Here is a 14,272-nt window from a genome sequence, read left to right as displayed (position 1 = left end):
GTGTCGTCCGGGACTGCATGATTTATGGCGCCTCGGCTGTGTCGCCGTGTACGGGCCGTTGACGCGCCAACAAATCACGTTTTACGTCCCGGACGACACCCCGCCCCGTCCCCGGCCCCGGCCTTGGCTCCCCCGGCTCCGGCTTCCCCGGTTGCGCCGTTCCTGGTTTCCGGCTCCCCGTTTTCGGCTTTCCGTCAGTTCTTTGTGCGGGACCGGACCTTGAGGGCGCGGGCGAGGTCGTCGAGTTGGTCGACCAGTTTGCGGCGCAGGAGGGGGAGGATGTCCGGGTTCTGGAGGGAGGTGTGGCCGGCCTGGAGGTTGGACTCGTCGATGGCGTACGCGGGGAACGCCCAGCGGCCGGCGGCTTCGCCGATGGCCGGGCCGCGGCGGGCGCCGAGGGCGACGGCCTCGGGGTAGTAGCGGGTGACGTACGGCGTGAGCAGTTCGGCCTGTTCGGGCTGCCAGAAGCCTTGGGCGGTGGCGCTGAAGAGGTAGTTGGACAGGCTGTCGTCGTGGAAGAGGCGGTCCCAGGCGGCCGCCTTGGCCTCGGGGGTGGGGAGGGCGGCGCGGCAGCGGGCGGCGCCTTCCTGGCCGGTGGCGCTGGTGTCGGCGGTGAGGGCGGCGTCGATCTCGCTCTCGCCGACGGCGCCGAGGACGGCGAGGCGGCCGAGGATGCGCCAGCGCAGTTCGGGGTCGAGGGCGGGGCCGCCGGGGACGGTGTCGTCGGTGAGCCAGGCGGCGATGGTGTCGGGCTGGGTGGCGCTGTCGACGAGGGTGCGTACGGCGGTCAGCCGCATGCCGGGTTCGGAGCCGTCCTCGGTGCGCCGGAGCAGGTCGCGGGCGATGGTGGTGAGGGTGGCGAGCGCGCCGGGCTGCTGTTCGGGGGCGAGGTAGCGGACGGCGACCTGGGTGCGGGCGAAGCCGAGGACGCCTTGGACGATGGCCAGGTCGTCCTCCTCGGGCAGGTGTGCGGAGGCGGTGTTCAGGTAGGCGTGGGGGTCGAGTTCGCCGTCGCGGACCATGTCGCGCAGGGCGTTCCAGACGACGGCGCGGGTGAGGGCGTCGGGGATGCCGGAGATGCTGCGCAGGACCGTTTCGAGGGAGGTTTCGTCGAGCCGGATCTTGGCGTAGGTGAGGTCGACGTCGTTGAGGACGAGGAGGGCGGGGCGGGCTCCGGTCACCGAGATGATCTCGTCGGAGGGGACGTCGAGGTCGAGGAGCTCGCGCAGTTCGAGGAAGCGGTCGTCGGCGGGGTCGCGGTCGTAGACGCCGACGGCGATGTGGTGGGGGCGGCTGCCTCGGCGGTCGACGGCGAGGGTCCAGCCGGCGGCGGTGTCGGGGCGGCCTTCGGATTCCTCGACGCGCGGGGTGAGGGTGTCGATGCCGGTGGTGCGCAGCCAGATGTCGGCCCAGGCGCGGACGTCGCGTTCGGTGTGGGCGGCGAGGGAGTCGATGAAGTCGGCGAGGGAGGCGTTGGCGAACTTGTGGCGGGCGAAGTGGGTGTTGATGCCGGCCAGGAAGTCCTTCTCGCCGAGCCAGGCGACGAGTTGGCGTAGGGCGGAGGCGCCCTTGGCGTAGGAGATGCCGTCGAAGTTGAGGAGGGCGGAGGCGGTGTCGGGGACGTCGTCGGGGGTGGGGGCGACGGGGTGGGTGGAGGGGCGTTGGTCGGCGTCGTAGCCCCAGGGCTTGCGGGTGACGCCGAAGTCGGTCCAGGTGTCGGTGAAGCGGGTGGCTTCGGTGAGGGTCTGGTAGCCCATGTATTCGGCGAAGGATTCGTTGAGCCAGATGTCGTCGAACCAGGCGAGGGTGACGAGGTCGCCGAACCACATGTGGGCCATCTCGTGGGCGATGACCATGGCGCGGGACTGGCGTTCGGTGTCGGTGACGGCGGAGCGGAAGATGAACTCGTCGCGGAAGGTGACGAGTCCGGGGTTCTCCATGGCGCCGGCGTTGAACTCGGGGACGAAGGCCTGGTCGTAGGAGTCGAAGGGGTAGGGCTCGGTGAACTTCTCCTGGTACCGGTCGAAGCAGGCCTTGGTGACGGAGAGGATTTCCTCGGCGTCGACGTCCATGTGGGGTGCGAGGGACTGGCGGCAGTGGATGCCGAAGGGCAGTCCGGCGTGTTCGGTGCGGATGCTGTGCCAGGGGCCGGCGGCGACGGCGGCGAGGTAGGTGGAGATGAGGGGGGTGGGGGCGGACTGCCAGATGCCGGCGCCGCTGCCGTCGGGGGCGTCTGCGGTGCGGGTGGTGATGCCGTTGGCGAGGACGGTCCAGTGGGCGGGGGCGGCGACGGTGAATTCGAAGACGGCCTTGAGGTCGGGCTGGTCGAAGGCCGGGAAGACCCGCTGGACGTCATCCATGAACATCTGGCTGTAGACGTACGTCTGCCCGTCGGCGGGGTCGGTGAAGCGGTGCAGGCCCTCGCCGGTGCGGGAGTAGCGCATCCGGGTGTCGAGGTGCAGTTCGTGGGGGCCTTCGGTGAGGCCGGTGAGGGGGAGGCGGTCGTCGGCGAGGGTGGCCGGGTCGAGGGGGTTGCCGTCGAGGGTGGCGGAGCGCAGCTCGACGGGCTTCAGCTCGATGAAGGTGTCTGCGGCGGTGCGGGCCGTGAACCGGACGACGGTGGTGGAGTCGAAGGTTTCGTCGTCGTCGCCGGTGAGGTCGAGGGTGACGGCGTAGTGCTGGACGTCGAGGAGCTGGGCTCGGAGCTGCGCTTCGTTGCGCGTCAGTGCGGACATGGGGCCCATGCTGCCCCAGTGGGCGGCCGGACCCCTGCCCTTTACTCTTCGCCCGCGGCGATCGTCTCGTGGTGGCGGATGACCTCGGCGATGATGAAGTTGAGGAGCTTCTCGGCGAAGGCGGGGTCGAGTTTGGCGTTCTCGGCGAGCTGGCGCAGGCGGGCGATCTGGCTGGCTTCGCGGCCCGGGTCGGCGGGGGGCAGTTGGTGCCTGGCCTTGAGGTGGCCGACCTGCTGGGTGCACTTGAAGCGTTCGGCGAGCATGTGGACGACGGCGGCGTCGATGTTGTCGATGCTGTCGCGGAGGCGGGCGAGTTCGGCGGTGACGCTCTCGTCGATGCCCGCGGGGTCGTCGGCCGCGCCCGCGCCCGTGCCGTTGTCGAGGTCGCTGATGTTCATGGTTCCCGAGAATACGTGGCGGCGGCCGCCGGTTCCTCCGGCAGTCGGCCTGTGAGACGCCGACGCTTTACTTGCCAGATTGGAAAGTACTCGCCATAGTGGAAATCGATCGGGGAAGATCATCCGTTTGCGAGCGAGGGGGACCCATGGAGGAGACGGCGAAGGCGGTCGGGGCGTTGGGCCGGGCGGCCGGTCTGGAGCGGGCGGCGCGGCAGCGCAGTGGCTGGTACGCGCGCTACCTGTGGGCGTTCGCGGCCGGGCAGCTGGTGCTCGTGCCGATCGCCGTGCTGTGGCGCGGTCCGGTCTCGGGGGTGGTGTTCGCGCTGACCAACGCGCTGCTGGTGACCGGGCTGAGTGCGTACGCGGCGCGGCAGCGCGTGGTGCGGCGGGGGTTCGGTGTGAAGCACGGGGTGCTGGTGGGGTCCTGGGCGGTGGTGTTCACGCTGGCGATCACGCTCGGCACCTCGGCGTTCGGCCGCGGCGTGGTCTTCGCCGTGGTGGCCGCAGCGGCCTGTGCGCTGCCGCCGGCCGTCGGCGCGTGGACCGAGACGCGGGGTGCGGTATGAGGGAGGAGCCGATCGTGGAGGGCGGGGCGGAGGCGAAGCGGGGCGGGCATCCGCGGCACGATCTCGCGCCGCTGCTCAACGCACCCGTACGGCTGTCGGTGGTGGCGGCGTTGGCTCCGCTGGACAAGGCCGAGTTCGGTTTCGTACGGGACCTGGTCGAGGTCTCGGACTCGGTGCTGTCCAAGCAGGTCGCGGCGCTGGAGGAGGCCGGCTGGGTGGAGGTCCGCAAGGGCCGGGTCGGGCGGCGTCCGCGCACCTGGCTCTCGCTGACCACCGAGGGCCGGGCGGTCTACCAGCGGCATCTGGCGGCACTGCGGGCCATCGCGCTGGGTTAGGCCGTGCTGGGCGGCCGGGGTGTGCGGGCCGTTTTCCGCAGCAGGCGGACGGTGATGGCGGGTGGGACGAGGCAGTCGCCGACGGCTGCCGCGCGGACCGCTTCAACCAGCATGGCCGGGCCGGCGTCCTTCAGGAGGAAGCCGGACGCTCCGCCGTGGAGCGCCGCGTGGACGTACTCGCCCAGGCCGTCTCTTTCGGATCGTGTCGGACGACCCGGGCCCGGCACGATCCGGAAGAGACGGCCCAGGTCGAGGGTGGTGACGATGACGATGTGCGGCGGGTCGGGCGTGCCGGACAGGCGCCGGGTGACTTCGAGGACGTCGAGTCCGGGCATGCGGATGTCGAGGAGCGGGACGTCCGGGCGGTGCTCGGTGACACCCCCTGGGTCGTGCCCGCGACCGCGCGGCGAAGGGTCTCGCCCTTCCGGCCGGTGCGTGACCGGTCGGAAGGGCGAGGGGGACGAGCGGGGGAAGCTACATGCCGGCCGCGGCGCTCTTGATCGCGGCGGCGAAGGTGGAGACCTCGGTGTAGACGCCGGGGTAGTTCGGCCGGGCGCAGCCTTCGCCCCAGCTGACTATGCCGACCTGGATCCAGGCGTTGTTGTTGTCGCGGCGGAACATGGGGCCGCCGGAGTCGCCCTGACAGGTGTCGACGCCGCCCTGGGGCAGGCCGGCGCAGATCTCCTCGCTCGGGACGAGGTCGCTGCCGTAGGAGGCCTGGCAGCCGGCGTCGGACACGAAGGGCACGGTGGCCTTCATCAGGTAGCGCTGCTGGCCGCCGCCCTCGCGGGTGGCGCCCCAGCCGGCGACGGTGAAGGTGCCGCTGTCGTAGGCCTTGGTGTCGGCGATCTTGAGGGTGGGGAGGTTGATGGGCTTGGCGAGCTTGATGAGGGCCCAGTCCTTGCCCTTGCCGTTGTAGCCGGGGGCCTGGAGGACCTTGGTGGACTTGACCTTGATGGCGCTGGAGCTGTTGAGGTCGACGACTCCGGCGGTGGCGGTGATGGAGGTGTTGTTGCCGGAGCCGCTCACACAGTGGGCGGCGGTGAGGACGATCTGCTGGGTGTAGAGGGCGCCGCCGCAGCCCATGGAGAGGCGCACCATGAAGGGGAACTCGCCCTGCGCGGCGCGGGTGCCGCCGACGACGGGTGCCGGGCCGGCGCTGGCGGTGCCGGGCTGGAGGCTGACGGCGGCGAGGGCGACGGCGCCGACGGCGAGGGTGCGCTTCATCAACTGCACAAGGGTGGTCACAGTCAACACACTGCCTTTCGTGGGGGGTTGGGCTGTGCGTGCGCGTCATCGGGTGAATGACGGGTCCATGACACAACAGGCGTGCGGCGGACATCAAGAAGGCAATTTCGGCCAACTCCCGCCCCAGCGGCAGGGATTGCGGTAAGGAGGGCTCGATGACGCAGAACCGGAGGCGGAACGGGCCTATCGAGCACGGATTTCCGCACCTGGCGACCGTGCGCGCCTCGATCACCGCGCTCTTCCGCCGACTGTCGGCCGACGGGATCCGCGCCTACGACAGAGCTTCGCCCCCGCGGACGCCGCCTTCGACGCCGGCGACGACCTCCACCTGGGTGCGCAGCGGGTGGCCGCCGCGACGGTGCGGGCGCTACGGCTGCCCGACGCGCGCATGGTGGTCTCCTTCCGGGAGATGGAGCAGGCCGCCACCGTGGAGCTCGCCGCGGGTCCGGAGTACTTCGTCGAGGTCAACGACCGTTTCCGCATCCACCGCCGGGACCTGGCGGCCGCCCTCGCGCACGAGGTGACCCACGTCCTGCTGCACCGACTGGACCTGCGCTTCCCGGGGACCGCCGAGAACGAGATCCTCACCGACACCGCCGCCGCATATCTGGGGGTGGGCCGGCTGCTCCTGGACGCCTACCGCGAGGACGCGCTGACCCACCAGCGGTTCGGCTATCTCACGCCGGAGGAGTTCGGCTACGTCCTGGCCAAGCGCGCCGCCCTGTTCGGCGAGGATCCGGCCATCCGGTTCACCAGCCCCCAGGCGTACGAGGCCTACGTGCGTGGGCGCGCAGCGGCCGAGCGCGACCACCGCCGGGCCCCGCTGACGGCCGCCGGGTCACTGGCGCGGCGGCGGTACGCGAAGGCGCGGCGCGCGGAGGCGGAGGCGGGGGCGGGTCCCGCCGACGGCTCGGCGTACCGCTTCGAACAGGACGGGAGCGGCGCCGGGTTGCGGGTGAGCTTCCCCTGTCCGGTGTGCGCGCAGCGACTACGGGTGCCGGTGTGTGGGCGGCTGCGGGCCCGGTGCGGGCTGTGCGGCACCGTCCTCGACTGCACCACGTAGATCCATTCATCACGCGGCCACGAAAAGTTTCCTACCGGCCAGTAGACAGGGGGTCGGTTCTCGCCAACTCTGGTCACGTACATGCCAATCCCGTGACCGAGGAGCGCCCCCCATGCGCAGCACCCGCCGCACCCGTATGCCCCGTACCGCCGCCGTCGGCGTGGCCGCGGCCGCCGCCGTTCTGACGCTGGTTCCGGCCACCGCCGCCCAGGCCGCGCCCGTCCCGGCGCCGGCGCCCGTGTCCGCGCCCGTGTCCGCGCCGTCCGCCGCCCCGGCCGCCTCCGCGCCCGGCGGCAACGCCGCGATCCTCGGCATCGACTACGCCACCTGGCAGCGGGACGTCGCCGCCGTGATCGACGCGGCCCGGCCCGCCATCGAGGCGCGCATCGCCGCCTCGCCCGCCGGGGAGAAGCCCGCCCTCGTCCTGGACATCGACAACACCTCGCTGGAGACGGACTTCCACTGGTTCTGGACCTTCCCGACCCCCGCGATCAGCAAGGTCCGCGCGCTGACCCAGTACGCGCACGCGCGCGGTGTCGCGATCTTCTTCGTCACCGCCCGCCCCGGGATCATCCAGTCCCTCACCGAGCACAACCTCAAGGCCGTGGGCTACCCGGTCTCGGGGCTCTACGTGCGTGACCTGCCCGACCTGTTCGACGAGGTCAGCGCCTACAAGACGAGCAAGCGGGCGGAGATCGAGGCGCGCGGCTACACGATCATCGCCAACATCGGCAACAGCCCGACCGACCTCGTCGGCGGTCACGCGGAGCGCACCGTGAAGCTGCCGGACTACAACGGCAAGCTCTCCTGACCGAGGGCGGCGGGCGGTGCGAGCCCGCCGCCCCGACGCGGCCGTAGAACCTGTTCCCGCGCCCGAAGTCCGCTGCCGACCGGGCCGGTCGGCGGTCTCGGAGCGGGAAATGGACAACATGATGGGCTGGTTGCGGTTCAGCGAGTGGGTGTAGCGGGTAGTCATAGGACATCGCACCGATGAAGACTCGGGCCCGACCCCTCGCCAGGGGGCCGGGCCCGCTTCCGTGCCGCGCCGTTTTCAGCCCTTGCAGGTGATGCGCACCCGGTCGGCGCCGAGCCGCAGCGCCTGGCAGGCCAGGATGTGGCCCTCGGTCAGGTCCGCCTCGTCCGGAGCCTCGTTGCGGAACGGCCGCACCTCGCACTCGACGACCGTGTTCAGTCCTCGGCGCCCGCCTCGTCCAGCAGGTTCAGCTGCCAGGAGACGCCGAAGCGGTCGTTCACCCAGCCGAACCGGGCACTGAACCCGTACGAGCCCAGCGGCATCAGCTCCGTGCCCTGCTCGGCGAGGGCTCCGTAGAGGCGCTCGATCTCGGCCGCGCTGTCGCACTGGACGTAGAGCGAGACGGCGGGCGTGAAACCGAACTCGTGCTTGACCGAGCTGTCGATGCACATCAGCGTCTGCCCGGCCAGGGAGAAGGAGGCGTGGCGCACCTTCCCCTCCTCGCCGCCCCCGGCGTCGTCGGCGCCGTAGCGGCTGATGCCCAGCACCTCGGCGTCGTCGAACAGCGAGAGGTAGAAGGTCATCGCCTCCTCCGCCCGCCCCTCGAACATCAGAAACGTGGTGATCTTCTGCGGGCTCGGCGTGATGGCCATCTCTGGGTCCTGTCCCTCTCGCTCTCAGGTGCCCCGGTGCTCCCGGAGCACCGGGACCAGAAACCCTAGGGCTACCGCGCCCCGTAGACCGGCAGCGGTGCCTGCGCCGCCGCGAGGAGTTTCAGGGTGGCCTCCCCCGCCTCCGCCGGGGTCCAGCGCCCGCCCCGGTCCGCCGTGGGGCCCGGCCGCCAGCCCTCCATCACCGTGATCCGGCCGCCCTCCGCCTCGAAGACCCGGCCCGTGACCCCCGCGGAGGCGTCCGCACCCAGCCACACCACCAGCGGGGAGACGTTCTCGGGGGCCATCGCGTCGAAGCCGCCCGCCTCGGGGGCGGCCATGGTCTCGGCGAAGGTCCGCTCCGTCATCCGGGTCCGGGCCGCCGGGGCGATCGCGTTGACCTGGACCCCGTACGGGCCCATCTCCTGCGCCGCGACCACTGTGAGGCCGAGGATCCCGGCCTTGGCCGCGCTGTAGTTGCCCTGGCCGACGGAGCCCAGCAGGCCGGCCCCGGAGGAGGTGTTGACCGCCCGGGCCGCGACCGGCCGGCCCGCCTTCGCCTCCGCCCGCCACCATGCGGCCGCCGCCCGCAGCGGCAGGAAGTGGCCCTTCAGGTGGACCCGCATGACGGCGTCCCAGTCGTCCTCGTCGAGATTGACCAGCATCCGGTCCCGCAGGAAGCCCGCGTTGTTGACGAGGGTGTCGAGGCGGCCGAAGCCGTCCACGGCCGCCGCCACCAGCGAGGCCGCGCCCTTCGTGGTGGCGATGTCGCCGCCGTGCGCGAGGGCCTGCCCGCCCAGCTCCTCGATCTCGGCGACCACCTGAGCGGCCGGGCTGTCAGGCCCCGGCAGCCCGTCGAGCCCGACCCCGAGGTCGTTCACGACGACTTTCGCCCCCTCCGCCGCGAAGGCCAGGGCATGGGCGCGCCCCAGCCCCCGCCCCGCGCCCGTCACGATCACGACCCGGCCTTCGCACAGTCCCGCCATCTCAGTTCTCCTTGTTGACAGTTGCCGCATCCAAGAACGCCGGGCGCTCGCCGCCCCCGTGCACGAGCAGGCTCGCCCCGCTCACGTACGCCGCCCGGTCCGAGGCCAGGAACACCGCCGCCTCCCCTACGTCCGAGGGTTCGGCCAGGCGCCCCAGCGGGACGGTGGCGCCGACCGACGCGATGCCGGCCTCGTCGCCGTAGTGCAGGTGGGACAGTTCCGTCCGCACCATGCCGAGGACCACCGAGTTGACCCGTACTTCGGGGGCCCATTCGACGGCCATGGACCGAGCCAGGTTCTCCAGCCCCGCCTTGGCGGCGCCGTACGCGGCCGTCCCGGGTGAGGGGCGGGTCCCGCTGACGCTGCCGATCATGACCACCGAGCCCCGGGCCTCGCGCAGCCAGGGGTGGGCGGCGAGGGAGGCGGTCAGCGGGGCGAGCAGGTTGAGTTCGACGACCCGTGCGTGGCGCTGCGCCTCGCCCTCGCCCAGCAGCCGGTACGGGGTGCCGCCCGCGTTGTTGACCAGGCAGTCGAGTCGTCCGTACCGGTTCGCGACCGCGCCGAAGAAGTCCTGGACGGCGGCCGGGTCGCGTAGGTCGACCGGGGTGAAGGTGGCCTTCCGGCCGTCCGCCGACACCGTCTCCTCCGGGGGCCGTCGGGCGCAGACGACCACGTCCGCGCCGGCCGCGAGGAACGACCGGGCGATTCCGGCGCCGACGCCCCGGGTTCCTCCGGTGACGACGACAACCCTCCCGTCGAGCTCCATAGGCTGCTACCTTCCTCACCTAACAAATGTTTGGTGGAAAGGTAGCTGATCCGCTCATGGGTGTCTCCACCTCAAGCCCCGACAAGGGCATCGCACTCGTCACAGTCGACTTCCCGCCCGTCAACGCGCTCCCGGTGCAGGGCTGGTACGACCTCGCCGACGCCCTGCGGGCGGCCGGCCGCGACCCCGAGATCCGATGCGTCGTCCTCGCCGCCGAGGGCCGCGGCTTCAACGCCGGCGTCGACATCAAGGAGATGCAGCGCGACACCGGACACACCGCCCTCGTCGGCGCCAACCGGGGCTGCTACGAGGCCTTCGCCGCCGTCTACGAGTGCGAGGTGCCGGTCGTGGCGGCCGTGAACGGGTTCTGCCTGGGCGGCGGCATCGGGCTCGTCGGGAACGCCGACGCGATCGTCGCCTCCGAGGACGCCACCTTCGGGCTGCCCGAGCTGGACCGGGGCGCGCTCGGCGCCGCCACCCACCTGGCCCGGCTGGTCCCGCAGCACCTGATGCGCGCGCTGTACTACACCTCGCGCACCGCGACCGCCGCCGAGCTGCACGCCCACGGCTCGGTCTGGCGGGTGGTGCCGCGCGCGGAGCTGCGCGCGGCCGCCCTGGAGCTGGCCGCCGAGATAGCGAAGAAGGACGGCTACCTGATCCGGCTGGCGAAGGCGGCCATCAACGGGATCGACCCCGTGGACGTGCGCCGCAGCTACCGCTTCGAGCAGGGCTTCACCTTCGAGGCCAACCTCAGCGGGGTGGCCGACCGGGTCCGCGACACCTTCGGGAAGGGAGAGAGCGCGTGAGCGGCAGGACGGACAAGGTGATGACCCCCGAAGAGGTGGTCGGGCAGCTGCACAGCGGAATGACCCTCGGCATCGGCGGCTGGGGGTCCCGGCGCAAGCCCATGGCCCTGGTGCGAGCGCTGCTCCGCTCCGAGATCACCGATCTGACCGTGATCTCCTACGGCGGCCCCGACGTCGGCCTGTTGGCCGCCGCCGGCCGCATCCGCAGGCTGGTGGCCCCCTTCGCCACCCTCGACTCGATCCCGCTGGAGCCCCACTTCCGGGCCGCCCGCGAGCGCGCCGCCTTCACCCTCACCGAGCTCGACGAGGCCATGTTCATGTGGGGCCTGCACGCCGCCGCCAACCGGCTCCCCTTCCTCCCGGTCCGGGCCGGCCTCGGGTCCGACGTGATGCGGGTCAACCCGGAGCTGCGTACGGTCACCTCCCCCTACGACGACGGCGAGGAGCTCGTCGCCGTCCCGGCCCTGCGCATGGACGCCGCCCTGGTCCACCTCAACCGCGCCGACCGCCTCGGCAACGCCCAGTACCTGGGCCCGGACCCGTACTTCGACGACCTGTTCTGCGAGGCCGCCGACGCCGCCTACGTCTCCTGCGAACAGCTCGTCGAGACCGCCGAGCTCGCCAAGTCCGGCCCCCCGCAGTCCCTCCTCGTCAGCCGGCACTCCGTGACCGGGGTCGTGGAGACCCCGAACGGAGCGCACTTCACCTCCTGCGTCCCCGACCACGACCGCGACGAGGCCTTCCAGAAGCTGTACGCGACCACCCCCTGGGACGAGTTCTCGGCCCGATTCCTGTCCGGGGCGAGCGAGCACGACTACCAACTGGCCGTCCGGACCTGGCACGAGGAGCAGCAGTGACGACCACCGACACCACCACCGCCCCCCGCACCGTCTCCCGCGCCGAGTACTGCGTGATCGCCTGCGCCGAGGCCTGGCGCGACAACGGCGAGGTGTTGGCCAGTCCGATGGGCCTGATCCCCTCCTTCGGGGCCCGGCTCGCGAAGCGGACCTTCTCCCCCGACCTGCTGCTGACCGACGGCGAGGCGACGCTCGTCGGGCTGGACGGCACGGCCGAGGGCTGGCTCCCGTACCGGCGCCACCTGACCATGGTCACCGGCGGCCGGCGGCACGTGATGATGGGGGCCAGTCAGATCGACCGGTTCGGCAACCAGAACATCTCCTGCATCGGCGACTGGGAGCGGCCGGCGCGCCAGCTCCTCGGGGTGCGCGGCGCGCCCGTGAACACACTGAACAACCCGGTGAGTTACTGGGTGCCCAAGCACTCGAAGCGGGTGTTCGTCGAGCGCGTCGACATGGTCAGCGGGGTCGGCTACGACCGCGCGGAGGCGGCCGGGGTGACCCGCTTCCACCGGCTGCCCCGGGTGGTCAGCGATCTCGGGGTCTTCGACTTCACCGGGCCCGGTCACTCGATGCGCCTGGCCTCCGTGCATCCGGGCGTCACCGTCGAAGACGTCCTGGCGGCGACCGGCTTCGAGCCGGCGGTCACCGGCGAGGTCCCGTTCACCCGCGAGCCGACCGCCGAGGAGCTGCGGCTGATCCGCGAGGTGATCGACCCCGAGGGGCTACGCGAGAGCGAAGTGCGGGTCTGAGGCGATGGGGAGGACGATGACGATGCGGACGGCGTTCACCGAGCTGGTCGGGGTCGAGCACCCCCTCGTGCAGACGGGCATGGGCTGGGTCGCCGGGCCCCGGCTGGTGTCGGGCGCGGCCGAGGCGGGGGCGCTGGGCATCCTGGCCTCGGCCACGATGACCCTGGACCAGCTGCGTTCGGCGGTCCGCGAGGTGAAGTGCCGTATCCCGGACGGGACGCCCTTCGGGGTCAATCTGCGGGCGGACGCGGGGGACGCGGCCGAGCGCGCCCAGCTGATCATCGACGAGGGGGTGCGGGTCGCCTCGTTCGCGCTGGCGCCCTCCAAGGAGCTGATCGGGCGGCTCAAGGACGCGGGCGTGGTCGTCATCCCGTCGATCGGGGCCCGGCGGCACGCCGAGAAGGTGGCCGCCTGGGGGGCCGACGCGGTGATCGTGCAGGGCGGCGAGGGCGGCGGTCACACGGGGGACGTGGCCACGACGGTGCTGCTGCCGCAGGTCGTGGACGCCGTGGACATCCCGGTGATCGCGGCGGGCGGCTTCAGCGACGGGCGCGGCCTGGTCGCGGCCCTGTCGTACGGGGCCGCGGGCATCGCCATGGGCACCCGGTTCCTGCTGACCTCGGACTCGACCGTCCCGGACGCCGTGAAGGCCGAGTACCTGAAGGCCACGGTCAAGGACGTCACCGTCACCACGGCCGTCGACGGGCTGCCGCACCGCATGCTCCGTACGGAGCTGGTCGACTCGCTGGAGCGGGCGGGCCGCACCCGGGCGCTGGTCCGGGCGGTGCGGCACGCGGCCGGCTTCCGGAAGCTGTCCGGCCTGAGCTGGTCGCAGATGGTCCGCGACGGCCTCGCGATGAAACACGGCAAGGACCTGTCCTGGAGCCAGGTCCTGCTCGCCGCGAACACCCCGATGCTCCTCAAGGCGTCCATGGTCGAGGGCCGTACGGACCTCGGCGTCATGGCATCGGGCCAGGTCGCGGGGGTGATCGACGATCTTCCGTCCTGTGCGGAGCTCGTCTCCCGCGTCATGGCCGAAGCACAACAGGTCCTCGAATCACTCGAAGCCCTCACCTCGCTCACCTCGCTCGAAGCACCGCACTCGCTCCGCACCCTGCCACCACCAGGGTGATCCCCCTTCTCCGTCACAGGAGTCGCCCCTATGAGCCGTGCCCGCATCCGCCTGGCGATCGCGGCGCCCGCCGCCGCTCTCGCCATCGGGACCCTGCCCGCCTCCGCGTACGCGGCGGCGGCGCCCGGAGCCGGGGTCAGCGCCCGGCACCAGCAGCACCAGCTGCAAGCCGAAACGATTCGCCAGATTCCCCTCCAGGGCGCCGTCAACCTCCGGGACATCGGCGGCTACCGCACCTGGACCGGCGGTCAGGTCCGCCAGGGACTGGTCTACCGCTCCGACGCACTGAGCAAGCTGACCGCAGCGGACGTCACCACCGTCGCCGGTCTCGGCCTCAAGAAGGTCGTCGATTTCCGCATTCCGATGGAGCTCCAGTACGACGGCGCCGACCGGCTGCCCGCTGGGCTCTCCCCCACCTCGCGCCCCGTCAGCGACCTCGGCCTCTACGGAACCCTCGTCGGCGCGATCGGCAGCGGCGATCCCGTCGTCCAGGAGCAGATGCTCGGCGGCGGCCGCGCCGAGGCCTACATGCGCGACATCTACCGCACCTTCGTGAGCAGCCCCGAGAACCGGGCGCAGTTCGCGGCGACCCTGCGGGAGATCGCCGACGGCCGGCAGGGCCCGGTCCTGTACCACTGCACGTCCGGCAAGGACCGGACCGGCTGGATGAGTTACGTCCTGCTGCGCGCCCTCGCCGTCCCCGAGGACACCGCGGAGCGCGACTACCTGGCGTCGAACACCTTCCGCGCCGGCTACGACGCCCAGGTGCGGGCGGGTCTCAAGCAGTCGGGCCGGATGCAGAACCCGGACCTGCTGATCCCGCTCCAGGAGGTCCGTCAGGACTACCTGGACTCGGCGACGGCGCAGTTGGAGGCCGACTACGGCAGCTTCTACGGCTATCTGACGCAGGGCCTCGGCCTGGACCTGTGGACGCTCGCGAAGCTGCAGGACCGGATGGTCCGGTAGCGGACAGCACGACGCCGGGCGGCGCTTCGCGCGCCGCCC

14 protein-coding genes and 2 pseudogenes are annotated in these 14,272 nt (G+C 71.9%); 9 read left to right on the top strand and 7 right to left on the bottom strand.

Annotated elements, in window-relative coordinates:
- Nucleotides 1-194: 194 nt before the first annotated feature.
- The gene (gene pepN, locus AB8A24_RS41465; protein WP_369479080.1) at nt 195-2,735 is read right to left on the bottom strand and encodes an aminopeptidase N; all 2,541 of its coding nucleotides are present in this window, start codon (nt 2,733-2,735) and stop codon (nt 195-197) included.
- Between the two features lie 41 nt (nt 2,736-2,776).
- Entirely contained in the window at nt 2,777-3,133 is a 357-nt protein-coding gene (locus AB8A24_RS41460; protein WP_369479079.1) for a chorismate mutase, read from the bottom strand.
- Between the two features lie 146 nt (nt 3,134-3,279).
- Between AB8A24_RS41460 and AB8A24_RS41455 the strand changes: the two genes are divergently transcribed.
- Nucleotides 3,280-3,699, top strand: a complete 420-nt coding sequence (locus AB8A24_RS41455; protein ID WP_328963748.1) for a hypothetical protein — start codon at nt 3,280-3,282, stop codon at nt 3,697-3,699.
- Nucleotides 3,696-4,034 carry a transcriptional regulator gene (locus tag AB8A24_RS41450; protein WP_328963747.1) on the top strand — a complete coding sequence of 113 codons (339 nt, stop codon included), beginning with the start codon at nt 3,696-3,698 and terminating at the stop codon, nt 4,032-4,034. Before AB8A24_RS41455 ends, AB8A24_RS41450 begins: the two co-directional genes overlap by 4 nt.
- 35 nt (nt 4,035-4,069) lie before the next feature.
- Here AB8A24_RS41450 and AB8A24_RS41445 read toward each other — a convergent pair.
- Both AB8A24_RS41445 and AB8A24_RS41440 read right to left on the bottom strand, forming a co-directional pair.
- Nucleotides 4,070-4,402, bottom strand: a pseudogene (locus AB8A24_RS41445) (response regulator transcription factor); the annotation flags it as partial.
- A gap of 106 nt (nt 4,403-4,508) precedes the next feature.
- Nucleotides 4,509-5,282 (bottom strand): serine protease, encoded by a 774-nt coding sequence (locus AB8A24_RS41440; RefSeq protein ID WP_328963746.1) that lies wholly within the window; start codon nt 5,280-5,282, stop codon nt 4,509-4,511.
- Nucleotides 5,283-5,437: 155 nt separating this feature from the next.
- Between AB8A24_RS41440 and AB8A24_RS41435 the strand changes: the two are divergent.
- Nucleotides 5,438-6,345: pseudogene (locus AB8A24_RS41435) on the top strand (hypothetical protein).
- 112 nt (nt 6,346-6,457) lie between these two features.
- Nucleotides 6,458-7,156, top strand: a complete 699-nt coding sequence (locus AB8A24_RS41430; protein ID WP_328963744.1) for an HAD family acid phosphatase — start codon at nt 6,458-6,460, stop codon at nt 7,154-7,156.
- Between the two features lie 377 nt (nt 7,157-7,533).
- Here the strand turns inward: AB8A24_RS41430 and AB8A24_RS41425 are convergent, their stop codons facing one another.
- From AB8A24_RS41425 to AB8A24_RS41415, 3 genes are all read right to left on the bottom strand, one after another.
- A complete protein-coding gene (locus AB8A24_RS41425) occupies nt 7,534-7,971 on the bottom strand; it encodes a VOC family protein (protein WP_266390400.1) in 438 nt (145 codons plus the stop codon).
- 71 nt (nt 7,972-8,042) lie between these two features.
- Entirely contained in the window at nt 8,043-8,954 is a 912-nt protein-coding gene (locus AB8A24_RS41420) for an SDR family oxidoreductase (RefSeq protein WP_328963743.1), read from the bottom strand.
- Between the two features lies 1 nt (nt 8,955).
- Complete coding sequence (locus AB8A24_RS41415) at nt 8,956-9,720, bottom strand: SDR family oxidoreductase (RefSeq protein WP_266390408.1); 765 nt, start codon at nt 9,718-9,720, stop codon at nt 8,956-8,958.
- Nucleotides 9,721-9,776: 56 nt separating this feature from the next.
- Here AB8A24_RS41415 and AB8A24_RS41410 point away from each other — a divergent pair, with 56 nt between their 5' ends.
- The 5 genes from AB8A24_RS41410 to AB8A24_RS41390 are packed head-to-tail and all read left to right on the top strand — an operon-like array spanning nt 9,777 to nt 14,233.
- A complete protein-coding gene (locus AB8A24_RS41410) occupies nt 9,777-10,526 on the top strand; it encodes an enoyl-CoA hydratase family protein (RefSeq protein WP_328963741.1) in 750 nt (249 codons plus the stop codon).
- Nucleotides 10,527-10,546: 20 nt separating this feature from the next.
- Nucleotides 10,547-11,383 (top strand): CoA-transferase, encoded by an 837-nt coding sequence (locus tag AB8A24_RS41405; RefSeq protein WP_328966026.1) that lies wholly within the window; start codon nt 10,547-10,549, stop codon nt 11,381-11,383.
- A complete protein-coding gene (locus tag AB8A24_RS41400) occupies nt 11,380-12,135 on the top strand; it encodes a CoA-transferase (protein WP_328963740.1) in 756 nt (251 codons plus the stop codon). The genes AB8A24_RS41405 and AB8A24_RS41400 overlap by 4 nt, the downstream gene beginning before the upstream one ends.
- 22 nt (nt 12,136-12,157) lie before the next feature.
- Nucleotides 12,158-13,267 (top strand): NAD(P)H-dependent flavin oxidoreductase, encoded by a 1,110-nt coding sequence (locus tag AB8A24_RS41395; RefSeq protein WP_369479081.1) that lies wholly within the window; start codon nt 12,158-12,160, stop codon nt 13,265-13,267.
- Between the two features lie 30 nt (nt 13,268-13,297).
- Nucleotides 13,298-14,233 (top strand): tyrosine-protein phosphatase, encoded by a 936-nt coding sequence (locus AB8A24_RS41390; RefSeq protein ID WP_369479078.1) that lies wholly within the window; start codon nt 13,298-13,300, stop codon nt 14,231-14,233.
- Nucleotides 14,234-14,272: the final 39 nt, after the last annotated feature.

Source organism: Streptomyces sp. BF23-19 (genome assembly GCF_041106355.1).
GTDB lineage: Bacteria > Actinomycetota > Actinomycetes > Streptomycetales > Streptomycetaceae > Streptomyces > Streptomyces virginiae_A.
This window is presented reverse-complemented; position numbering and strand designations above follow the sequence as displayed.